The sequence below is a fragment of the Bacillus cereus group sp. N14 genome (assembly GCF_016483555.1).
In the GTDB taxonomy this organism is placed as follows: domain Bacteria; phylum Bacillota; class Bacilli; order Bacillales; family Bacillaceae_G; genus Bacillus_A; species Bacillus_A wiedmannii.
Genome location: NZ_JAEHBQ010000008.1, coordinates 163,657 through 185,364 on the forward strand (window position 1 = coordinate 163,657; position 21,708 = coordinate 185,364).

The following is a 21,708-nucleotide window of genomic DNA, read 5'->3' on the forward strand; positions in this document are numbered from 1 at the left end:
GCATGTCTATTTATAACGAGTTAAATGATATTCAGCTGGACATCACAGAGTTTGAAGAGATTCCCCTAACCAAATTAGAGGAAAAACAGTGGGAAAAACGTGTGAAAAATAAGCTCCGGAAAAACAAACAGTCAAAAAAATGGTTCGGAGTTGCAGCAGCTTGCATGTTAATGGTCAGTATTACAGCCCCACTTGGACAATCTTCTTTAGCAAATACTCCATTTATTGCTGGATTGATTGAAAAATATCTTGATGAACAGCAACCGCGTGACTATTCTCCCTATAAAACAGCTATTGGAAAAACTGCTGAAAATAAATACGGTAAACTGACTTTAAACGAGGTGCTAGTTGATGATAATAAACTACTCATCAGTTCAACATTTGAGCCAGCGAAGGGTGTGGAATTTGATTATCAAACATATTTAATCCCACAGGTACGAATAAATGGCCGTGACTTTTCTAGTATAAAGGATGCACAATCAATTGAAGTAAATGATTCTATGTATACAACCTACGGTGGTGTCGAGTTAAGAGAAATGCCACAAACTGACGAACTTCAAATCGAAATTACTTATAATACATTCAACAGGGATACTGTAATTGAGCAACCATGGATATTTGATATTGAAGTATCGCAAGCTCAGTTGATGAAAGAGAAGCAGACGTTTGATTTAAATGAAACAATTGTTTTATCCGATGGCAATAAAGTAACTGTTAAGAAAGTAGTTTCAACGCCGATTTCTACAACAATTTATTATGATGTAACACAAAGTACAAATGAAGATATTTATTTTAAAATTGAATCAGAATCTGGAAAAACATATATATGTAAAGAGGCATTTGCATCGAATAAAGAAGGAGAGATTTCTTTTAGTAGATTCGATGGAATTAATGTATCGGTAGGAAAATATTCACTTGTACCGTATTCGGGGAAAAAAAACGAAGTAATTGGGCCATCTATTCCAATTCAATAACTTATTAAATCGGATAAATAGTCATCTGAAAATAGAAGAGGGCGTTCAAAACGAACGCCCTCCTCTTATTTTATAAAATCCAAAACTAACAAGTGTAGAAATACAAGAGAACAGCAGTGCGACACTAGAAAACGCAATGAGGTACATATTATACTTCATCACTTTTCCAATGAGCTGGTTACTGTCGTACTGAAATAGTCCTGCGATTATGTTGAATAAAAATAATACGATAAACATGACGATAACACCGTCTATTGATCCTTTAATATCTGGTTTACTTAAAGCGATATGTGCAGAAATACAAATGGCGATAAATAAAAATAGCCAAAAGGAAGGATTCAATACATTACTTATTGTAAATAAGCTTTTCAATAATACAAACGTCGATAAAAGCATGTTTTGAACCATTTCTACATTAATAGGAGTAGAAGCGATTGTTTTTTCGAGAGTTGTATTAAATAAAAAATATGATTCTGGTACGAAATAGCGCATTAAAAGGATTAGTGCCGTAATACCAGAAATAATAGGTCCGATGCCGATAAAGAAGTTCCCAATTCGTTGATATACACTTTTATGATTGTATTGATGTTGTACGTAGCCTAAAGCCCCTTGACTTGTATCTGTTGGGAAAAACTGCGTTGCTACAATTTTATGACGAAATAGTACACACATAATGGCATGTCCAAGTTCGTGAATAGGAACACCAATCCACGCCGTTAAAAGGAATCCTTTTCTTCCGAAAGCCCTCGACCAATACATCCGTGTTAGTGATTCTAAATAGCCTAATAGAAATCCAATTACAATGATAACGCCAATTAAAGAAAATAATTGGATTATGCTTGTAAGGAGTATTTGAAAAATTGAGTTTACAAATTCCATTGTTTTTCATCCAATCTGTTAAAAATATTATTTATTCTGTTTCATAATAGCATTTTTTTTCAAGATTGCTAGCACATATATTTTCTTTCGGAAGAAGGATTTCAGAATCTTTTTCTTGTAGTCATGTTTTATGTACAAAGTCATATATTGAATTTGTAACACCCTATACGGTATATGCTTAAAGGAGGGATGAGAGAATGAAATGTCCGGCGTGTCATACGGAAAATACAACAGAGGCAAAGTTTTGCGGGAATTGTGGACATTCGTTAACAGAGGGAGCAGTAGCGAGTGGTGCACAGGAAGAAGGTGAGCAACAGGCACGCGTAGCACCAGCAAAGGAAGCTCGACCAAATGAAACGGTAGAGCAAGCGAAGCGATTTGCAAGTGGCTATTTTCAGTTCTTTAAAAATGCTTTTAAATCACCATCGGCCATTATGAAAAGTGGGAATATTGAAGTGCGAAATGGAATTGTAAGTCTTGTTCTTATTTGTTTTTTAGGAGCATGTCTTTTTTATAGAATGATGAGTGCTGCAGCAGCTGTTACGAAAACATTTGCACCAGATATACATACTCCTACATTCTTTTTGGACTCTGTAACGGTCTTTTTATTTTTACTAATTTTAACTTTATTTGTCGGATTTATTATTTTTGTAAGTGGGAAGATGATGAAATCATCTTTTTCGTTTCTTGAAGTATTTGGAATATGGGGAACGATAGCGACGCCAGTTATTGCTATATTAGTGCTTTCTTTTCTTTTTAGTTTTTTATTAATCTTTTTCTTACCAATTTTATTAGGGCTGGCTACAACATATATGGGAATTAGTATAATTGTAGCTACAGTAAAACTAGATAACGGTGGATTAGATCTTGTTTACACTCTTTTTATCGCAAATATTTTCATTGGAATTGCAACGTTTATCGTGTTTTGGTCTTACATAAACACGATAATTCAAACCTTTACACAGGGATTAACTGGCCTCTAAAGAAAAGGTGGTTGAATGGATGAATGTATGTACAAAGTGTGGGACTCAGCTTGAAGACGGTGTGCAATTTTGTCAAAACTGCGGGATGAAGAGGGGAAGTCCAGTAGTAAAGAAGAACATGAGCGGTGGTGCAAAGATTGGCATTACGTTGTTAACGCTATTTGTTATAGCGAGTGTGGGACTGTATTTGTACGGATCATCGTATTATAAGCAGGTGGCACAAGTAGACCGGATGATTACGATTTTACAAGAGAAGGACGGGGAGAAGTTAGCTGAAATCATCACAGCAGATGATCCATCAGTTACTGTAACGAGAGAGAGTTTAACGCCTTTATTTTCATATATAAAAGAAAATCCATCCTACGTGAATGAATTGAAAGGAAATTTGAGGATAGGTGAAAAACAAGGGAACGGAATTGAAAGAGCAGATTTTTCGTTAACGAAAGACGGAAAGTATTTCTTTTTATTTGATCGATATAAATTGAAAGCGAAGACGTATTATACGACGTTGCTTACAAATGAAAAAAGTACAACTTTAAAAATGAACGGAAAGGAAATTGATAAGACAGATGACAAAAAGTTCGAGAAGCAATATGGACCGTTTCTTCCAGGAACTCAAGTGTTTCAATCAGAATATAAAAATGATTATGTGAAACTATCACGTGAAGAAAAGGTTGTACTTATGAAACAAGATCAAAATAACGTAACGATAGATTTAACGTTGCAAGCTCAATATATTACTGTCCAAACGAACGCGCCTGGTGCAACATTGTATGTGAATCAAAAGCCAGTTACAGCGCTGACCGGAGAAGAAATTACGTGGGGGCCTGTAGCAACTGATGGAAGTGCGACGATTTATTTAGAACGAAATGGAGAAAGTGGAAGGGAAACGACGAAGGTAGAAACGGTAACGGCATTTCCGGCTTATAATCTGCCATTCCAAAAGAAAAGTGAGGAAAAAACAGTTGTTTACAATGTTACTCCGCCGCCTACGACTCGGTATGTATATAATGGTTTCATCTTCCCGGATAGTGATATTCGAAAACTAACGAGTGCAGAATTAACATATTTATCGAAAGAACAGTTGAAAATTGCTAGAAATGAAATATACGCAAGACATGGACATATTTTTCAAACGAAAGATATGCAAGCGTACTTTTCAAAACAGTCTTGGTATAGAGAAAATCCGTATTTTTCAGGAACGTTAACCAATATTGAATCCTATAATGTGGAACTGATTAAAGCAAGAGAATAAACATGTGAAAAAGGTACAGTGCATAGCTGTACCTTTTTTATGGTTATTTATCTGAACCAGGATCCCTTGAGAAAAAGATGTGAAAGAGAAATGTGACTTTACTTGATCCTCCTGATGTACTAGCTTGTATATGGGATAAAGGACCAGACGTTAAAGCTGCCTCGGAATGGGGTGGCACGACTATTTTGAGCGCATGATCTGATTCTGGTGAAGCAGTAACAGTTATTGTATCATCAGAAAAGTTCATAATTTTAACAGAACCGACTGGAAAGATGGACTTGCCAGCATGTGATGCTGAAGCGAATTGGGTAGCTTTCCAAATATCTTGCGCAAACGTATCATCGTTAGATAACCAAGCACGAGCGCTGTATATTGTTGCATTAATGGAAAATTCTTGGTCAAGTGAGACGGCGGGTTTCGGTTCTTTCGGTTCTTGCGGTTCATCTCGAAGCTGGGCGAGAAGGCCGGCGCACATATATTTCACCTACTTTCAATAGTAACTGTTATAGCATATTAAACTTCTTGCTTATAAGACACGACGAGTACCTAGTAGCGCATAGTCTTGTGCACCAAATTTGTAGGTGAAATTCTTTTTCTTTACAATGGGAGTAGGTGTTGTTTTTATAAAATATGGAAATCGTAAAGAGGTATGTAAAAAAGAAGGAGTGGTAAAGTGAACTATGTCATTATTGGCGGAGATGCAGCTGGTATGAGTGCAGCTATGCAAATTGTTAGAAGTGATGAAAATGCAAATGTTGTGACGTTAGAAAAAGGTGAAATTTATTCGTACGCGCAGTGTGGATTACCGTATGTCATTAGTGGTGCTATCGCTTCAACGGAAAAATTAATCGCGCGTAATGTAAAGACGTTTCGTGATAAATACGGAATTGATGCGAAAGTGCGTCATGAAGTAACGAAAGTCGATACGGAAAAGAAAATGGTGTACGCAGAGCATACGGAGACGAAAGAGGTTTTTGAATTTCCGTACGATCGTTTATTAATTGCGACTGGAGTGCGTCCTGTTATGCCAGAATGGGAAGGCCGAGATTTGCAAGGCGTTCATCTTTTAAAAACAATTCCTGATGCTGAGCGTATATTAAAAACGCTAGAAACGAATAAAGTTGAGGATGTAACGATTATTGGCGGCGGTGCGATTGGAATGGAGATGGCAGAAACATTCGTCGAACTTGGTAAGAAAGTAAGAATGATTGAGAGAAATGATCATATCGGTACGATTTATGATGCAGATATGGCTGAATATATACATAAAGAAGCAGATAAACATCATATTGAAATTTTAACGAATGAAAATGTAAAAGCGTTTAAAGGAAATGAAAGAGTGGAACAAATTGAAACGGATAAAGGGACGTATAAAGCAGATCTTGTTCTAGTATCGGTTGGGGTGAAGCCAAATACTGATTTTCTTGAAGGAACAAATATACGTACAAATCATAAAGGAGCAATTGAAGTAAATGCATATATGCAAACGAATGTGCAGGACGTATATGCAGCTGGTGATTGCGCAACACATTACCACGTTATAAAGGAAATTCATGATCATATCCCGCTCGGAACGACTGCTAATAAACAAGGCCGACTCGCTGGACTGAATATGCTTGATAAACGAAGAGCCTTTAAAGGTACGTTAGGTACAGGTATTATTAAATTTATGGATTTGACGCTCGCAAGAACAGGCTTAAATGAAAAAGAAGCAAAAGGGCTAAACATCCCGTATAAGACGGTTCATGTAGATTCAACAAATATGGCCGGTTATTATCCAAGTGCTAAGCCACTTCACTTGAAATTACTATATCGTTCGGACACAAAACAATTATTGGGCGGACAAGTAATTGGAGAAGAAGGTGTAGATAAGCGAATTGACGTAATCGCAATGGCGCTTTTCAATAAAATGAGCATTCACGAGTTAGAAGATGTCGACTTAAGTTACGCACCGCCATATAACAGTGTTTGGGATCCAATTCAGCAAGCGGCAAGGAGAGCAGAATAGCACTTTTTAAGTGCTATTTTTTTTGCAAAGGTAGGTAAACTTTTTTAGCGAATAATAAAGAGGGGGAAACAGTTACATATAGGGAAGGGGATTATTAAAAATGTTTGTAACATTTCAAATAGTTCAAGAATCAGAAAAAGAAATATTACGTAATTTGTACGCACTATATCTTCATGACCTCTCTACATTCACTCCTAATATAAAGATTGGGGCAAATGGATTTTTTGAATACGAAGATTTACACATGTTTTGGGAAAATGATGGAATCACTCCGTATTTTATTAAAAGTGACAATAATATTGTAGGATTTTTATTACTACTGGAACGTCCATACTTGAAAAAAGAAAATGACTTTAGCATAAATGACATTTTTATATTGAATCAGTACAAGGGGAAAGGAATCGGTAAACAAGTTATTGAGAGTGTACTAAAAGAGAAACGAGGACAATATTTCGTTATCGAACTTGTGAAAAATGTACCAGCTGTTTCTTTTTGGAAGAAAGTATATAGGGAGCTAAACATCGAATTTGATGAAAAAACACAGTTAATCGATGATGAAGAATGTCTCGTTCAAACGTTTAAAATATAATAAAATCGGTGCCCCTAGTAGATTACTTTGAAATTTAACTTTATCCCGCTATTTGCGGGCAGTAAGAGCCTGATTAGTGAGGGCTGATAATCAGTGGGGGATGAAGAAAACCTCCACTAATTAAAGTTTCACTTTATTTCGAATATATCGTTCACCCTTGAAAACATAGTGCTTATCGCTTATATTTTCATATAGTATTTATTTTTAAATAAAGCAATGGACGAACCAGGGGGTACAGTATGGCAATTAATATGAAAACAATCGAAGAATGGATTGCTGAATCAAATGCAAGACAAGAAGAAGACTTTGGAAACGTTGTAGAAGAGATGAAAGAAGTATGCGTCGGACTTGATAATGCGACATTAATTTATACGAAAAATGTATTTTGTTTCGGTAAGAAAGTAGAAGTATTGTTCTTCTTCCAAGATCATGTCGTGATTGGGCAAGAGAAAGATGAATATGTTGAAATCGAAAAATTAAAGTATGAAGCAATTACACATAGCAACTTAAAAACAAATGACAAAAATACAACGTTAGAATTAAAGTTTGCTAATGGACAATCTATCAATTTAGATAGTTTAAATGATAACTACGGTACGAAAAATTGGTTATTCGCGAGACAAATTAAGAGTATTTTTAAGTTAATCTAGTAAAAAAGCAGACCTCAAAGGGTCTGCTTTTTTATTTGTTTCCTATTACACAAAGGCATCCTCTTTCTTCGTAACATTTCACACTTTTAAATCCTGTTTTATAAAATAGGTTTATTAATTCTTCATTCGTTTTACATTTCTCCATATGATATTGAATTTTGAAAGTTTCAGTCACTAATAAAAAGGATCCGTTCGGTTGTAGGACGCGAAATACTTCTTTTATATCTTGTTCCACATCAGGCCAAAAGTAGTGTGTTTGAAAAGCGGTAATGAGATCGAAGAAGTTCGTATGATAGGGAATAGAAGAAACGCTTGCTTGTTGAACAATGACTTTTTGTTTTTGAACATCCTTTATATTCGTCTGTAGAGAATTTTTTACAGCTTGATTGGAGTAATCCCATATATTTTCCCAAGTGGAGTTCGTTTTGAAAGAGTGTGTATCGTTTTACCTCCGCCACAACCGATATCTAATATGATTGCATCTTTCTTTATATGTAATTTCTGTAATGCCCAATTTGTTAGCCCCGTATGTGCACTGTTCATAATACAAAGCATGGAAGAACCAATTGTCCCGCGAGGTTTTTTTGCTTGCTGGATTAATCGTTGTAAAATGCTCAAGTTAAACTCTCCTTTTATGTAAGAATATATACTCATTTCGCTTTTTATAAATTAAGTCCTTTAAAAAAAGCACGCCGTCCACCGGCGTGCTTCTAATTACGCAAATCCCCTTTTAACCAATTCCGCGCTCGATACGCCCCAACAGGAATTTGAATAAGAGACGTTTCATTTCCAGTATCTATCCCGTATAACTGATCACATGAATTTGTATCAAAACTTAGTAATGGATGCCCGCCCATCCCCATCGCGGTCGCAGCAAAAACGAGTTTATGAACGAGTATACCAGCTTCCATTTGGTGAATACGGTATCCTCTATAGCCTAATGCATTTGTATAGTAATCTTTCTTTCCGACTACATGTAGGCAAAGCGGTACTTGAAAAAGATTCACGTTATCCATCGTCATACTAGATTGAAGGGGATAACGAAGGTCTCCGTATCGAAGTGGTTGTATGGAATGATTTTTGCTGTTATAAGAATAAGCGCCGTTTTCTATATCTTTTACGTTATAAAAACATCCATATAAGGAGACGCGCGTATTTTCATTTACATACTGACCATCAAGGTCGTTGTAATAAGGGAAGGCGAGGCTCGCTTCTTGTAGTAAAGTAGCGAGCCCTGTTGCATCCCATTTCGTTAAAGTGAAGTCAGCATCAGGGGAATACCGTTCTTTACAAAGTTGTAAGAAATCATACGATAACCGTTCTACTTGCGGCAACTGTACAGCGTGCGCATGATGTTGATAGTGCTCTTCATGATGTAGTGTGTGGAAGTGTGCTGTCGATTCGATCATAGAAGCTTCATTTATTTTTGTTATCATAGGATGTTTATATACTTGCTTTGATCGAACGAAATATTCGTGTGCTAACGGCGGAATTTGCTGTAACAACTCATGAGAAGTAACTGTTTTATTTTCACGGTAATCATTGTGAAACCAATTAGTTTGCGGTTCTGTACTTAAAGGAACAACAGCATACACACTTTCTTCGCTTTCTGATAGTCCGAGTAAATGATTGATTGCACGGTCTAGAAACTGAAAATATACACCATTTGTGTAACCGAATTGTTTGGCACATGCAAGTAATTGTCCGATGAGAACACCACTATCTAATCCTTGAAGCCGGTATGAAAAGTTATTGTATTTAAAGAAGTTTTTCCAAAACATAGTAGATACGAATATAGCACCAAAACAAGACTGTATGTTACAACGATTGCCAAGTGCTTCCGAAAGATAAGAATCGAAATTTCCTTCACGAAGTAAAACAAGCCGGTGATGCGCGGTGTCGTAATGGTAAATGCCGTCTGGATAATCGTCAATCTTTAAATATATATACAATTCATTTGGATATAAAGCGCCGCCTGAAGGGATAGATCTTCGGAATAAAATTTTTTTGCTATTTAGTTGGCATAACTGGGTTAAACCAAATGAGTACCAAAGGTAATGACCAATTTCCTTCAAAGTTGGTTTAGTAGAAGAGTTAGGTAAAGATAATGGTATTTCTAAAGGGAGAGGGATGACAGGTACATTTCGATATAATTTATAAGGAAGCGGTGCATCTTCCCAGTCCACTTCATGATTTGGCATAATTTCATCAATTGAAAAATGGAGATGATGTAAAAAAGTATCTAGCTGCATAGAATCCCCTCCTTTACTATGGAAACGGATGCGGATGTGGATTTAATTGTTCATTCGTTAAAGGTTCGTTTGTATATCCAAGTGTCATCGGCACAGTATATACTCTATCTAGTCCTGTAACCCGAGTAAGATGGTGGCCGAACGTCATCGGTAACATGCCTGGAATAATGACTTTTACACAATGTAATCCGTTTTTTTCTATAAGAGGTACTGTTTGATCTACAACGATTACATCAAGTCCAGATTGCTGCAGACGGTTTAAAAGTTGATGAAGATCGGATGTTAAATCTAGATCAACTGATTGTAATGCATTCATTTCTTGGAACGACTGCACCGGGGCATCGTCACGTAAAAGAAAGTGAAGACGTTCTTCTGCTTCTTTCAATCCGTACAGCATACTATGGTCTTCCATTTTATTAACGAGATAAGGATCGTGTAAGCAGTTTTCGTAATGCTCTCTTTTTTGTTCGAGTTCATCGTCTGCTATTAGTAACATGCCTGCTATTTCATGGATGGCACTCTTTAAAGCGCGGACAGGGTCTAAATGAGAGCCTCCCGCACAAACAACGTTCATTCCATTTTCACGCGTATTTTTCGCAATTACCCATAAGCTTGGGATACCGTGTTCCATCGTTGCGTTAAAAGCATGTAATTCATACCCAGTAATCGTGTACAGCCGCTGAATCATTAATTGTAATTCCGTATCATTTGCTGAACTAAGATCAAGGCGGGGGAGAGGTAATTCGGCATACCAAGTGAGCAAAAAGGCGTCACGCTCTACAATTTCTAAAATGCCGTGAAAAATTGCTTCTTCTAAACTACCACCAATTGCACATCCATTTGATGTTTCATACACGAAAGCATCTCGATGACCGAGACTATAATAAGCAATTGATTCAGGAACTAAAAGTGGCCGGTTTTGTAATAAAGAGTAGCCCCATACCCAGTTTTGTTCATAGTCAGGATCAAACGGTTTAAACGGAAAACTATTACGATTATAATGTTCATTTGTATGTACACCGAGCAAGAGGGGATTAAGTGCATGATCCTCTAACTCACGAAAACTGCCGTGTACATTTGTCTTTTTTCCTCGAGGTGACATACCACAATATCGTTCTAGACCTTCTAAAATAGCAGTCGCTTCACTCATTGCAAATGAATGAGTTCGGCCTGCAACACCTTCATTTCCAAACATTAATGGCATGTTTATAATAACGTCAGCAAATGGTAATAAAGAATGCTGCATTTTTCCGTTCAACATACCGACGCGATAATCTAAATAATCTCTCGTTAAAAATGTGTTTAGTTCATGAATGGAACGACAGCGATATGCTGCTTCGCTTGTTTTTAAGCTCGGTTGTAACGAAATCGCAGCTGCATCTGCCGTATCATCAGGCAAATTGCTACATACAGGGCAGAGCGGATCGGGAAGAAAAGAATGCCGCGTACATTGCAGTGTTTGTAAGTTTAGTAAAATGAGTTCATTTTCTAAAGAAGAATGGTTAAGAGTTAATATTTTCTCTGTTTCTGCACGAATAAGATGGCACATTTGTAACATACCATTTTGGGTGGCACGTACATCACGCCTTGTGACATTATCTTCCATTAACGTATATTTCCGCTGTAGTTCCCACATTTCTTGTTGATCAAAGCCGGCGATAAAGCGGCGTCCATCAGAGCAATTGGAACAGCCAGTTGCAAGAGGATGAATGTAAGGACCGATAATACCTTCACCAAATGAAGTGAATGCACGTAGCCATGGAATATGATTTGACCGAAACATTAGCTCGGCATCATGATGAATAGTAGAAGGAGAGCCATCATGTAATACGAGAGCGAGATGAATATTTTCAGGGAGTTCTTCTGTAAGGTTATGTTGGCGAATGATAGAATATTGTTTGCATAGTTGATCATGTACATAGTTTGCAAGTAAGCCATCTCCTATAAGCAATATATTTTGAGTCATAGACTGTCCTCCTTTGCAATTAATACACCGTACACACCATCTAAGTTTTCTTTCAAAAATGATTCAATGGCTAAATCAAACACGAATGGATAAAAATTATGTTCTTCTAAATGTTGCAAGGCAAGCTGCACAGATTGCACACCTGGAACTTCTTCTTCCGCTTGTATTTCCACTCTAAAAGAATCCGTGTCATATAAAATAATAGAGGATTCAGGCAAGATATTAGCTCTGTAAGGAGTCTCTTCATTTTGAATATGAAGAAGTGATAGTTGTAGTGCGTTTCGTAAGGCTAACGTCATATTAATATTAGATGCACCGTACCAGCGATCATTTATACCGACCCAAACGACAGGAAAGCTGAGAATCTCTTCGCTTACTGCTATTTTAGGTGTTTCATGAATTGTAGAGAGAGCATCGTAATAAAATCTACAATGTTTATCATGAATTGCAGTTAAATCAATCGTCGTAATTTCTTCTAGCATATGTGACTGCCGCTCATACAATTTGTTATTTAAATGTTGTTGCAGTGCCCGGTATACACCTTCTGTCATCGTTTCTCCAGCACCGATACCGATATCGTTATGTTCCGGAATAAGTCGGTGCATAATTTCTGCTACATATGTTTCAATTCCTGCTAAACCAGCTTCTCGGCGCGCTTCATTATGAGTCAAACCACCACAAGTCATAAGAGGCAGGAGGGAAGCAGGACCATCTGATAGTGGGGTAGCTACTTGAATATGGCATTGTGATAACGGTAATTGATATGAATCTTGTTCATCCCATACATGGAATAAACCAGCTTCTTTAGAAGTTAATGAGTCGAAAAAGCGGAATAAATCAGTTGAGGTATGTTGGTTGGACCGCTGTTCAAGTTGTTCAGAAAGATTTTCTATCGTATCAATTGTAAAACTTTCATCAGTTGCGAGAGGATGTTTTATAAAAGGATGCCATGCTCCTTCGAGTGTTTCGTAATTTAATAAAAAGAATTGTGGTTCTTTTTCTCGGTAAGAATCATCAGCGACATGCTTAAGTAATTCAAATACGATTATATTTGCTAACATTGCAGATGGGAGTGGTGAAAATGATGCTGATGAATGTTCATTTTGTAAAGTCGTTTCATGTAGCCGGTGCCATGCGGATTCCCAGCATTCTTCACGATTAGCTGTTACGATAGGGCCGGCTATACCAAGTGCTGATAAACAGACGGCAGGTATGAAGTTCTTTCCTACTTCTCTACAAATCGTGTGAACTGCTCTTAGGCCTTCAATATCTCCATTTTGAGAAACATACAAAATCCAGTCGAAAGGCTCGAACACTTCATGCAGGGGACGATCAATTGTCGTATCTATTTCCTGAACAAGGACATGATCATCAACTTCATGTGCAAGTTCTACTAGCTCATGAATGCGATCGTAATTTGTTTCCTCATAATCTGTAACAAGGTAATGAAAGGTAGGTAATCCTGATTCTAATAAAGAAGAAACTAAGGAAGTAAGCATATCTCCAGAACCAATTATAAGGACGTTTGCCGCGCGATACGTTTCGAATTTTAGAGCGCCTGAATGAGAATCAGCTTCTAAAAATTCAATTTGTGAAGCGTATCTATCAAGTAATGCGCTATTTAATTCATGAGGTGCATCTTGACTTACATCCCGAACGAAACCATTTTCATATAAAATCTCTCCAATTTCAAATACACGATTTTGATAGGGGAGAGGGAGACCATCGGTTATTTCTGCTAAAGAATAATTCCCGTTAAACATTGGCATTAATTTTTCAATCCAGTTGTAAATTCCATCACCGTCCATACGAAATGAACTGGCATTATTTCGAAAATAGACACCCCCGTTTGAGTCGGGGAGGAAAAAAGTATCCTTATTTGCTTTAAGTTTTGCATCAATTGGAAGGTTATTCATTTTAATCCTCCTTACGTTTTAGGCATACATTATTAGCTTATGTTATGAAATTTGTCCCGTATGAACGCAATAAAAAAAGGCTGTAGAATAATTCATTCTACAGCCTGTAATAGATTATTAATCCATCAACCTTCTAATAATAATGATTTTGGATCTTCAAGCATATCTTTAACAGCAACAAGGAAGCTAACTGCTTCTTTACCATCAACAATACGGTGATCGTAAGATAAAGCGATGTACATCATTGGACGGTTTTCCATACGTTCTGCATCAATTGCAACTGGACGTACTTGGATTTTGTGCATTCCTAAAATACCTACTTGTGGGCTGTTTAGAATTGGTGTTGACATTAGAGAACCGAATACACCACCGTTTGTAATTGTGAATGTACCACCTTGTAACTCTTTTAATGAAAGTTTGTTATCGCGTGCTTTCATACCTAAATTACGAATTTCGCTTTCGATTTCAGCGAAGTTTAATTGGTTAGCATCGCGTACAACTGGAACAACTAATCCATCTGGAGCTGCTACTGCAATACCGATATCATAGAATTTTTTAATGATAAGCTCATCGCCTTGAATTTCAGCATTTAATAATGGGAATTGTTTTAATGCTGCAACAACTGCTTTTGTGAAGAATGACATGAAACCAAGACGTACATCATGTTTTTTCTCGAAAGCGTCTTTACGCTCTTTACGTAATTCCATGATTGCAGTCATATCAACTTCGTTAAATGTTGTTAACATTGCAGATGTTTGTTGAACTTCTACAAGACGTTTTGCAATTGTTTGACGGCGGCGGGACATTTTCACGCGCTCAACTGGTTTTTCGAATTCCGTTTTTGCAACTGGAGCAGGAGCTGGACTTTTTGGAGCAGCTGGTGCTTCTTTTGGAGCTGCAGCATGAGCTTGTACATCGTGTGGTCTCACACGTCCAAGTGGATCTGTGCTACGTACGTCGTTTAAGTCGATTCCTAATTCACGAGCCATTTTTCTAGCTGCTGGTGATGCGATAGGACGGTTCGTATTTGGTAAACCTTGTAAAGTTGCAGCTTGCTCAGCATTTGGAGCCGCAGCTTTCGGTGCCTCAGTTGTTTCTTGTTTTGGCTGTTCAGCAGCCGGTGCAGGTGTACTTACTGCAACTGGTGCTCCGTTTGCATCTAAAATTGCGATAGTTGCGCCAACTTCAACTGTATCCCCAGGTTCGCCTAGTAACTTCGATACAATACCTGAATCTTCTGCAATGATTTCTACATTGACTTTATCAGTTTCAAGCTCAACAACGCTGCCACCTTTCTCAACTTTGTCGCCTACGTTGATAAGCCATTGTGAGATAGTTCCTTCAGTAATAGATTCTGCAAGCTCAGGTACTTTAATTTCGATCATTTTAAATGTCCTCCCCTTATTTGCCTAACGGTGTGTTTTTTCTTCTTTTGTCTTCGGTAATCTCCATTTGTTAGCCTGCCCCTGGGCAGAAGATCTGCCCGGGGAACAAGCTAGAAACCTTCATTGTTACTTTCAGTTGCTGAAAACTTCAATTTCTTGTTTATCTTGACGGAAGTTATACTTCACATCTAAAGCGTGTGCAACAATTAGTTCTTGCTCAGCTTTGTGAGCGAATGGATCGCCGCCAGATGGGCTAGAGCGATCTGGGCGTCCAATGTAACCTGTTTTCACTTTATCTCCAGCAAGTTCGAACAGAATTGGAGCCATGTAATGCCATGCGCCCATATTACGAGGTTCTTCTTGAACCCAAATAATTTCTTCTAAGTTTTTAAAGCGTTTAATAATAGATTGAACTTTCTCAGCAGGGAATGGGTACAGCTGTTCAATACGAACGACATGAACTTCATCTAAGTTATACTCATGTTTACCAGACTCAATTTCTGCTGCTAAGTCAATCGCCATTTTACCTGTGCTTAAAACAAGACGTTTTACTTTAGTTGGTTTCATGCCAAGGTTTTCTTGTTCTAGAGCAGGTTGGAAACGTCCTTCGCTTAACTGACTAGCAGTTGAAAGCGTAAGTGGGTGACGTAATAAACTTTTCGGCGTCATCAATACTAATGGTCGAACAGCTTCTGTTCCTAAGATAGATGCTTGACGACGTAAAATATGGAAGTATTGTGCCGCGCTCGTTAAGTTTGCAACTGTCCAGTTGTTCTCAGCAGCTAACTGTAAGAATCGCTCAGGACGTGCACTAGAATGCTCTGGTCCTTGACCTTCATAACCGTGTGGTAATAGAAGAACTAAACCAGATTTTTGACCCCATTTTGCTCTTCCAGCTGAAACATATTGATCAAATAATGCTTGCGCAGTATTTGAGAAGTCACCATATTGTGCTTCCCACATAACAAGAGTTTCTGGAGCGAATACGTTATAACCATACTCGTAACCAACAACAGCAGCTTCTGATAACGGACTGTTATGAACAGAGAAGGATGCATTAATGTTTGGCAAGCGATGTAATGGCGAATATGTTTCATTTGTATCAGTATCGTGTAATACGATATGACGGTGCGCGAATGTACCACGCTGTGAATCTTGACCAGTTAAACGAATTGGCGTACCTTCTTGTAAAATAGAAGCGAATGCTAATGACTCAGCAAGTGCCCATTCAATTTTACCGTTCTCTTCAAGAGCGTCTTTACGGCGTTCAAGAATTTTCTTTACTTTCGGATATACGTTAAAGCCTTCTGGCCAAGATAGTAGACCTTCATTAATTGCACGAAGTGAGTCAATCTCAACACCAGTATCAATTGGCTGAATGCCTTTTGCAACAACATCTGGCACTTTAACGTCAATTGTTGCAGCGCTCGTATCAGCTGGCGGTACTTGTGCATAGTCAGATTTTAATTGCTCTTGTATAAACTGAGTCATTGTTTCAACCTCATCTGCATTTAGAACACCAGCAGCTTGTAATTGATCTGCATAAATCGCTCTTACAGTTGGATGATTTTTAATCTTTTTGTACACTTGTGGTTGCGTAACTGCTGGGTCATCCATTTCGTTATGACCGTAGCGGCGGTAACCAATTAAATCGATTAAGAAGTCTTTTTTGAACAATGTACGATATTGAATCGCAAGGTTAGCAGCAGCAAGACAAGCTTCTGGATCATCAGCGTTCACGTGAACAATCGGAATATCGAAACCTTTTGCAAGGTCACTTGAATATTTCGTAGAACGAGAATCATAGCTATCAGTCGTAAAGCCAACTGCATTGTTTGCGATAACATGAATTGTTCCGCCTGTTTGGTACGCGTTCAATCTGCTTAAGTTCAACGTTTCAGATACAATACCTTGACCAGGGAATGCAGCATCACCATGAACTAAAATTACGAATGATTTTGAAGTATCTTGTTCTGGAAGACCAGATTTTTTACGATTCTCTTGAGCCGCACGTGCAAAACCTTCTACAACAGGGTTAACGAACTCAAGGTGACTTGGGTTATTTGCTAATGTAACGCGAGTGCTAACTTCTTCGTTACTAACGACTTGTTCTCTACCTAAATGGTATTTCACGTCGCCAGTCCATCCAGAATTTGCCACTGCGCCTTCTATTTTTGCATGTTTGAACTCAGCAAACATGTGACTATATGGTTTTTCTAATACGTGTGCAAGTACGCTTAGACGACCGCGGTGAGCCATACCAATCATGACATCTTCTACGCCGCCCTTTGCACCTTCGAGAACAATTTCATCTAGAACAGGTACAAGCATATCAACGCCCTCGATAGAGAAACGCTTTTGCCCAACGAATGTTTTATGCAAGAATTGCTCGAAACCTTCAACAGCTGTTAAACGTTTTAAAAGAGCAGTTCGTTTTTTATTTGATAGTGGTTGACGCAATGAATTTGATTCCACCATTTGATGTAACCACGCGCGTTCTTCACTATCTTGTATATGAGAAAATTCATAAGCTAAAGATTTTGTATAAACGTCTTTTAATCTATGAATTACATCAAGTGCAGTGTGAATACCTTCTGGCGCATCTTGCCATACTGTTTTTGCTGGAATCGCTTTCAAGTCAGCGTCGCTCAGTTCGTTCATTGCTTTCTCAAGAAGAGATTGTCCATTAGCAGCATCTTCCATCGGATTGATGTGAGCCAACGTATGCCCGAATGAACGAATTTGTTCAACAAGCTGAACGACTTTAAGAATTTTTTCAATGTTCCCTGTGTTTTGAGGAGAAAAATGTGTTGCTGTGTTGTCCCCTGTTACGACATCATCTTGAAACGAAGGAGCTCCAAAAATTTCAAAAAGCTCTTGTAATTCCGGATCAACAGAACCTGCTCCAGTTACGTAAAGATCATACTGCTCAATAACATAACCAAGGTTCGGACCATGGAACTTGGCCCAAGGGTTTGTCGTTGTATTCTTCCTCGTCATTTGTTTAAACCTCCCAATGCATATAATCCTTTTTCCATACAAAAGGTGCATTTTGCTCTTTTCAATAATTGATGAACCAATAATCAATGTAAATGTTTTCTTTACTCTTATGTTATTACAATAATTTACATAATACCAAACACTATTACTTATCTGTTTTGTAAAAAAACATTCACAATAACTTATCACCCAAGTTAATCTTTCATGTTATAAAGTAATTCTACAGAAAAATGGGGTGGATATATTTGGTATACCTATACAAATAACTAAAATTGTTGCATGTAAATATAAATATAATAGTTAGAATGTTTCGATAAAAAAGAGTTCGAATTATGTATATTGAAATAATAAGCGCTTTCATTGATATTATACAACAATATAACGGAATATAGTATAAAAAATAAAAAATTATGAATTTATCGTAAACTTTATTTAGATAGTGTTAAATATTGAAAGGAAAGTGAAGGATTTCTACAAAAAAAGTTGCTAAACATAAAAAATGCTTCATAAACAGTTAGTTTCTATAAATATGCCGAAAAACACCGTAAAACCAATAACGCATTTCGTGGAATAAAGAGATAAATGAAATATTTTAAAAGGATAAAACAAATAGGGAGATATTAAATTTTAAAAAAAGAGAGGAGGAGATATAGTAACGGTTCATTACAGTGTTCCATGTTTCATTTCAAAATAGACGTGCTGAAAATGAAAAAGTTTCTTCTATATAAATAGAACGAAAAATAAACAAAATAAATGTAAAGGAAACTTGACGTAAAGTTTCCTTTACATATATACTCGATATAAGGGAGGAGGGAGAAATTTCCTTGGAAAATAAAATGGTCGAATACCGAAAAAAATTTGGACTATCTCAAGAAAAATTGGCTGAGAAACTTGGAGTTTCCAGACAAACCATCATTTCAATTGAAAAGGGGAAATACGATCCATCACTTCCGTTAGCATTTGAAATAGCGAAAACATTTCAGACAACGATAGAACATGTATTTATTTATGAAGGAAAAGAAGAGGAGGAATCGGAATGAATTATTCACAAAAGTACTTTTTAATTATGGGAATTATTTTCTTTATTATGAGTGGAACCATGGTATTAGCGGGCATAATGACGCATTCTGCACCACCGTCTCCAACGTATACATTGCTTGCGATGATGATTATGTGTTTTTGCTTAAGTTACTTACACCCGCAATTTAAAGAAAAAGATGAGCGAATGAAACTTATTCGTTATAAAGGAATGTTCTTCAGCTTTTTTGCATTAACAGCATATTACCTTCTTTTCTCTATCGGCTTAAACTTAAAAATACTTACACTATCTGCTACTGAACTATTGAACATACTGATGGCACTTACGATGAGTACAGTTTTTATCTCATTTGTTGTTTTAGCGAAAAGATATTAAGATGGAAGAGAGAAAGGAAGATTAACATATGCAAATGATGTATGCTTTTGGCATTGGACTTGTATTATTTTTAGCCGTATTCTTATTTATTCGTAAAGACGTTCAAGGTGGGACGTTAACGAAAAGAGGCTTTTATAAAATGATCGGCTGTTTAGTTGTTATGTTTATAGCGATTATCGTAATGATCGTTTTAATAAATCAATCACTATAGAATATAAAAATGGAACCTTACTGTAGTAAGGTTTTTCTTTTTGGTTTAAAATCCGAAAATTCCCACATAATCCATTTACTACATATAATTGATATTATATAATTTAATAAAATGATAGATAGGGAGCATAGTATATGAATACAAAAACTATCTTCTTTTTATTAACATGCCTACTACTTATTGCTAGTATTACTTATATAATATGTAACAAACGAGAACAAGTGCCACCTATGTTAGTATGGGAGGATCAGGAATACTATGTAACGCACGAACCTGCCGAAGCTGAAAAAGTGGGGCAAAGGATCGGAGAAGTAACAAAGAAAATCGAAACAAGTAAAAAACCTACTAAAAACAGTGAATCCAACATATTACAAGAAAAAACAGAAGTATTCACAGTGATAGAAGAAGAAAAAGGTCCTCACTCCCCTTTAATCATAAAGGAGCCTTATAGTGACGAATATAGAATAGTAAGACCGATGTTACATGTACTATAAAGTGAAAAGGAGACTCATATGCAGACAGTAACTTCATATCCATGGTCGTTAAGAAAAATGTTTGTTTTTTTCCTTTGCTTCATCCTGCCTCCTATCGGTGCAATTTATATTTTGATGAATAGAGAGGCGCTACAAAAAAGAGACTTCATTTTATATGTATTATTTGCTGCTATTAATATATCGCTTTGGTTATCGCTTATGATCTTTGATCGGAGTATGTGGATGGTAGCGGGGCATTATGTGCTTGGAGCAATTATTATTGTTTTTTCGAATATGAATAATAGATAAGCCAGTAATTTTAAAGTTGCTGGTTTTTCTTTTGCTATTTATATGGAGATAGAGAATTATCTCATTTTAGTTTAAATAGATCAGCAGGCGCTAAATTAGGTGAGAGATATTTGCCACCAACTAAAAAATAATTGGAGGTAAAGAGAATTGGAACTAGATGACAAAGTATACAATCAAATTTTACAACTGTGTGAAGAGGGAGATATTCTATTTGAAGTAGAACAATTTGATCAAGCAATAGAGAAATATTTAGTGGCTTTAGATATGGTGCCAGCACCAAAGACGGATTGGGAAGCAAGTACTTGGTTATATACAGCAATAGGCGATACTTATCTTATTAAAGATGGCTATGAAATGGCAAAAAGTAATTTTTATAATGCTTTAAACTGTCCAGACGGTATTTCGAATCCATTCTCTAATTAGTAATTTGAAAGGAACTACGTACTACATTACGGCTAGTGATGCGTATGTGAGTGTGAAGTAATAGTAAAGCCGACTCATATCAAGCTGAGTCGGCTTTGTTTAGTTTTTATTCTTTACTTTTTATAGCTTCTTTTAGTATTTCAAGGGTCTGCTGTAACCATTCTATAGCTGTTAAGTTTAATGCAGGGAAATAAATGTAAGCATTATATTTAATAAATTCCTCTTTTTCACTATCAGTTAGATTACTGTTTAAAAACAAAAGTATATCATTTTTAGTATTTTCGATACATATTTTAGTAACTTCCATTATAAATTCATTAAGAGCTTCCTCAGGTGATTCAATATCTTGGTGAAATGTTCCTGCTAAGAAATCACCTAATTCTTCATAATGGCTATATTTATTTTCCATACAAATTCTCCTCTACTTTTCTGGATATCCTGTAATAATAAAACTTCCTTGGTTATCTTTTTTCAAAACAATCACAGCATTTTCCACATCTAAAGCACCATTTGATCCTCTTTCGACATATCGTCCAAGTATACTATTACCGTTTTACTTTACGTAGGTTATTACATTAGCGAAAAATATTTTGAAGTTCGTTATCCATTCTCTCAAAATCGTTAGCTACCGAATGAATATTATCAATCGCTTGTTGAAAAGCAGCAGAAAATTGTTTCGTTAAATCTAAAACTTGTTGATTCGCTTCTTGTGCTTTGGAATTAACAGATAGTGTTGTACGCGTCGCCTTTGTTATAGAACGACTTGTTGCACTTTGAAGCCTGTCAGAGGCTAATCCCATTTTCGTAGCAATTTGTGTTGCTGTTTGTAAATTACTTTGGAATTTGCCCATTACTTGAATCCTTTCTATACTTAATAAACCATGAAAATTATACCATATTAGTATAAATTTTTATATTGACAGAGAACCTTTGTTGGGGAATTTTTTTTAGAGTCTAAAAGGCAATAATTCCGAGAAATACCTTTGTGCGAACGCGGTAAAAAGGATTTAACGATTTATGA

Annotated in this window: 20 protein-coding genes and 2 pseudogenes; 12 read left to right on the forward strand and 10 right to left on the reverse strand. The window is 36.6% G+C overall.

Features of this window, described 5'->3' with window-relative positions:
• Positions 1-2: 2 nt before the first annotated feature.
• A complete protein-coding gene (locus JDS82_RS14215) occupies positions 3-974 on the forward strand; it encodes a DUF4179 domain-containing protein (RefSeq protein ID WP_199713481.1) in 972 nt (323 codons plus the stop codon).
• Between the two features lie 45 nt (positions 975-1,019).
• On the opposite strand, the gene JDS82_RS14220 is transcribed toward JDS82_RS14215, so the two are convergent.
• Positions 1,020-1,853: a hypothetical protein gene (locus JDS82_RS14220; RefSeq protein WP_199713482.1), complete on the reverse strand. Its 834-nt coding sequence runs from the start codon at positions 1,851-1,853 to the stop codon at positions 1,020-1,022.
• 197 nt (positions 1,854-2,050) lie between these two features.
• Between JDS82_RS14220 and JDS82_RS14225 the strand changes: the two genes are divergently transcribed.
• Positions 2,051-2,836 (forward strand): zinc ribbon domain-containing protein, encoded by a 786-nt coding sequence (locus tag JDS82_RS14225; RefSeq protein ID WP_199713483.1) that lies wholly within the window; start codon positions 2,051-2,053, stop codon positions 2,834-2,836.
• A gap of 19 nt (positions 2,837-2,855) precedes the next feature.
• Positions 2,856-4,091, forward strand: a complete 1,236-nt coding sequence (locus JDS82_RS14230; RefSeq protein WP_199713484.1) for a TcaA 3rd/4th domain-containing protein — start codon at positions 2,856-2,858, stop codon at positions 4,089-4,091.
• 43 nt (positions 4,092-4,134) lie between these two features.
• Here JDS82_RS14230 and JDS82_RS14235 read toward each other — a convergent pair whose 3' ends face one another.
• Entirely contained in the window at positions 4,135-4,566 is a 432-nt protein-coding gene (locus JDS82_RS14235; RefSeq protein ID WP_048561478.1) for a hypothetical protein, read from the reverse strand.
• Positions 4,567-4,764: 198 nt separating this feature from the next.
• On the opposite strand from JDS82_RS14235, the gene JDS82_RS14240 reads away from it, so the two are divergent.
• From JDS82_RS14240 to JDS82_RS14250, 3 genes are all read left to right on the forward strand, one after another.
• Complete coding sequence (locus JDS82_RS14240) at positions 4,765-6,099, forward strand: CoA-disulfide reductase (protein WP_199713485.1); 1,335 nt, start codon at positions 4,765-4,767, stop codon at positions 6,097-6,099.
• 100 nt (positions 6,100-6,199) lie between these two features.
• The gene (locus JDS82_RS14245) at positions 6,200-6,688 is read left to right on the forward strand and encodes a GNAT family N-acetyltransferase (RefSeq protein WP_199713486.1); all 489 of its coding nucleotides are present in this window, start codon (positions 6,200-6,202) and stop codon (positions 6,686-6,688) included.
• A 239-nt stretch (positions 6,689-6,927) separates the two neighbouring features.
• Entirely contained in the window at positions 6,928-7,338 is a 411-nt protein-coding gene (locus JDS82_RS14250) for a DUF3908 family protein (RefSeq protein ID WP_000996802.1), read from the forward strand.
• A 31-nt stretch (positions 7,339-7,369) separates the two neighbouring features.
• Here the strand turns inward: JDS82_RS14250 and JDS82_RS14255 are convergent.
• From JDS82_RS14255 to odhA, 6 genes and pseudogenes are all read right to left on the reverse strand, one after another.
• Positions 7,370-7,956 (reverse strand): annotated as a pseudogene (locus JDS82_RS14255) (class I SAM-dependent methyltransferase).
• Between the two features lie 92 nt (positions 7,957-8,048).
• A complete protein-coding gene (locus JDS82_RS14260; RefSeq protein ID WP_199713487.1) occupies positions 8,049-9,590 on the reverse strand; it encodes a SagB family peptide dehydrogenase in 1,542 nt (513 codons plus the stop codon).
• A gap of 16 nt (positions 9,591-9,606) precedes the next feature.
• Positions 9,607-11,556 (reverse strand): TOMM precursor leader peptide-binding protein, encoded by a 1,950-nt coding sequence (locus tag JDS82_RS14265; RefSeq protein ID WP_199713488.1) that lies wholly within the window; start codon positions 11,554-11,556, stop codon positions 9,607-9,609.
• On the reverse strand, positions 11,553-13,472 hold the full coding sequence (locus JDS82_RS14270; protein WP_048545080.1) for a putative thiazole-containing bacteriocin maturation protein: 1,920 nt from the start codon (positions 13,470-13,472) through the stop codon (positions 11,553-11,555). Before JDS82_RS14270 ends, JDS82_RS14265 begins: the two co-directional genes overlap by 4 nt.
• 125 nt (positions 13,473-13,597) lie before the next feature.
• Positions 13,598-14,857 (reverse strand): 2-oxoglutarate dehydrogenase complex dihydrolipoyllysine-residue succinyltransferase, encoded by a 1,260-nt coding sequence (gene odhB, locus JDS82_RS14275; protein ID WP_000569904.1) that lies wholly within the window; start codon positions 14,855-14,857, stop codon positions 13,598-13,600.
• Between the two features lie 132 nt (positions 14,858-14,989).
• Entirely contained in the window at positions 14,990-17,857 is a 2,868-nt protein-coding gene (gene odhA, locus JDS82_RS14280; RefSeq protein ID WP_046958279.1) for a 2-oxoglutarate dehydrogenase E1 component, read from the reverse strand.
• Positions 17,858-18,681: 824 nt separating this feature from the next.
• Here odhA and JDS82_RS14285 point away from each other — a divergent pair.
• From JDS82_RS14285 to JDS82_RS14310, 6 genes and pseudogenes are all read left to right on the forward strand, one after another.
• Complete coding sequence (locus tag JDS82_RS14285) at positions 18,682-18,897, forward strand: helix-turn-helix transcriptional regulator (protein WP_000428505.1); 216 nt, start codon at positions 18,682-18,684, stop codon at positions 18,895-18,897.
• Complete coding sequence (locus tag JDS82_RS14290; protein WP_064056810.1) at positions 18,894-19,271, forward strand: hypothetical protein; 378 nt, start codon at positions 18,894-18,896, stop codon at positions 19,269-19,271. Before JDS82_RS14285 ends, JDS82_RS14290 begins: the two co-directional genes overlap by 4 nt.
• Before the next feature lie 28 nt (positions 19,272-19,299).
• Positions 19,300-19,482 (forward strand): DUF3976 domain-containing protein, encoded by a 183-nt coding sequence (locus JDS82_RS14295; RefSeq protein WP_001178300.1) that lies wholly within the window; start codon positions 19,300-19,302, stop codon positions 19,480-19,482.
• Positions 19,483-19,616: 134 nt separating this feature from the next.
• Positions 19,617-19,976 carry a hypothetical protein gene (locus JDS82_RS14300; protein ID WP_088091262.1) on the forward strand — a complete coding sequence of 120 codons (360 nt, stop codon included), beginning with the start codon at positions 19,617-19,619 and terminating at the stop codon, positions 19,974-19,976.
• Between the two features lie 18 nt (positions 19,977-19,994).
• On the forward strand, positions 19,995-20,264 hold the full coding sequence (locus tag JDS82_RS14305) for a hypothetical protein (protein WP_048567047.1): 270 nt from the start codon (positions 19,995-19,997) through the stop codon (positions 20,262-20,264).
• 147 nt (positions 20,265-20,411) lie between these two features.
• Positions 20,412-20,675, forward strand: a pseudogene (locus JDS82_RS14310) (tetratricopeptide repeat protein); the annotation flags it as partial.
• Positions 20,676-20,793: 118 nt separating this feature from the next.
• Here JDS82_RS14310 and JDS82_RS14315 read toward each other — a convergent pair.
• Together JDS82_RS14315 and JDS82_RS14320 are read right to left on the reverse strand one after the other, a co-directional pair.
• The gene (locus JDS82_RS14315; RefSeq protein WP_016079286.1) at positions 20,794-21,096 is read right to left on the reverse strand and encodes a contact-dependent growth inhibition system immunity protein; all 303 of its coding nucleotides are present in this window, start codon (positions 21,094-21,096) and stop codon (positions 20,794-20,796) included.
• Between the two features lie 166 nt (positions 21,097-21,262).
• A complete protein-coding gene (locus JDS82_RS14320; RefSeq protein ID WP_016088825.1) occupies positions 21,263-21,538 on the reverse strand; it encodes a TIGR04197 family type VII secretion effector in 276 nt (91 codons plus the stop codon).
• Positions 21,539-21,708 lie beyond the last annotated feature (170 nt).

What these genes read in the sequence shown, in the direction of transcription:
- JDS82_RS14215 (WP_199713481.1), top strand. Translation starts at nt 3, where the DNA reads ATGTCTATTTATAACGAGTTAAATGATATTCAGCTGGACATCACAGAG.
- JDS82_RS14220 (WP_199713482.1), bottom strand. Translation starts at nt 1,853, where the DNA reads ATGGAATTTGTAAACTCAATTTTTCAAATACTCCTTACAAGCATAATC.
- JDS82_RS14225 (WP_199713483.1), top strand. Translation starts at nt 2,051, where the DNA reads ATGAAATGTCCGGCGTGTCATACGGAAAATACAACAGAGGCAAAGTTT.
- JDS82_RS14230 (WP_199713484.1), top strand. Translation starts at nt 2,856, where the DNA reads ATGAATGTATGTACAAAGTGTGGGACTCAGCTTGAAGACGGTGTGCAA.
- JDS82_RS14235 (WP_048561478.1), bottom strand. Translation starts at nt 4,566, where the DNA reads ATGTGCGCCGGCCTTCTCGCCCAGCTTCGAGATGAACCGCAAGAACCG.
- JDS82_RS14245 (WP_199713486.1), top strand. Translation starts at nt 6,200, where the DNA reads ATGTTTGTAACATTTCAAATAGTTCAAGAATCAGAAAAAGAAATATTA.
- JDS82_RS14250 (WP_000996802.1), top strand. Translation starts at nt 6,928, where the DNA reads ATGGCAATTAATATGAAAACAATCGAAGAATGGATTGCTGAATCAAAT.
- JDS82_RS14260 (WP_199713487.1), bottom strand. Translation starts at nt 9,590, where the DNA reads ATGCAGCTAGATACTTTTTTACATCATCTCCATTTTTCAATTGATGAA.
- JDS82_RS14265 (WP_199713488.1), bottom strand. Translation starts at nt 11,556, where the DNA reads ATGACTCAAAATATATTGCTTATAGGAGATGGCTTACTTGCAAACTAT.
- JDS82_RS14270 (WP_048545080.1), bottom strand. Translation starts at nt 13,472, where the DNA reads ATGAATAACCTTCCAATTGATGCAAAACTTAAAGCAAATAAGGATACT.
- odhB (WP_000569904.1), bottom strand. Translation starts at nt 14,857, where the DNA reads ATGATCGAAATTAAAGTACCTGAGCTTGCAGAATCTATTACTGAAGGA.
- odhA (WP_046958279.1), bottom strand. Translation starts at nt 17,857, where the DNA reads ATGACGAGGAAGAATACAACGACAAACCCTTGGGCCAAGTTCCATGGT.
- JDS82_RS14290 (WP_064056810.1), top strand. Translation starts at nt 18,894, where the DNA reads ATGAATTATTCACAAAAGTACTTTTTAATTATGGGAATTATTTTCTTT.
- JDS82_RS14295 (WP_001178300.1), top strand. Translation starts at nt 19,300, where the DNA reads ATGCAAATGATGTATGCTTTTGGCATTGGACTTGTATTATTTTTAGCC.
- JDS82_RS14300 (WP_088091262.1), top strand. Translation starts at nt 19,617, where the DNA reads ATGAATACAAAAACTATCTTCTTTTTATTAACATGCCTACTACTTATT.
- JDS82_RS14305 (WP_048567047.1), top strand. Translation starts at nt 19,995, where the DNA reads ATGCAGACAGTAACTTCATATCCATGGTCGTTAAGAAAAATGTTTGTT.
- JDS82_RS14315 (WP_016079286.1), bottom strand. Translation starts at nt 21,096, where the DNA reads ATGGAAAATAAATATAGCCATTATGAAGAATTAGGTGATTTCTTAGCA.
- JDS82_RS14320 (WP_016088825.1), bottom strand. Translation starts at nt 21,538, where the DNA reads ATGGGCAAATTCCAAAGTAATTTACAAACAGCAACACAAATTGCTACG.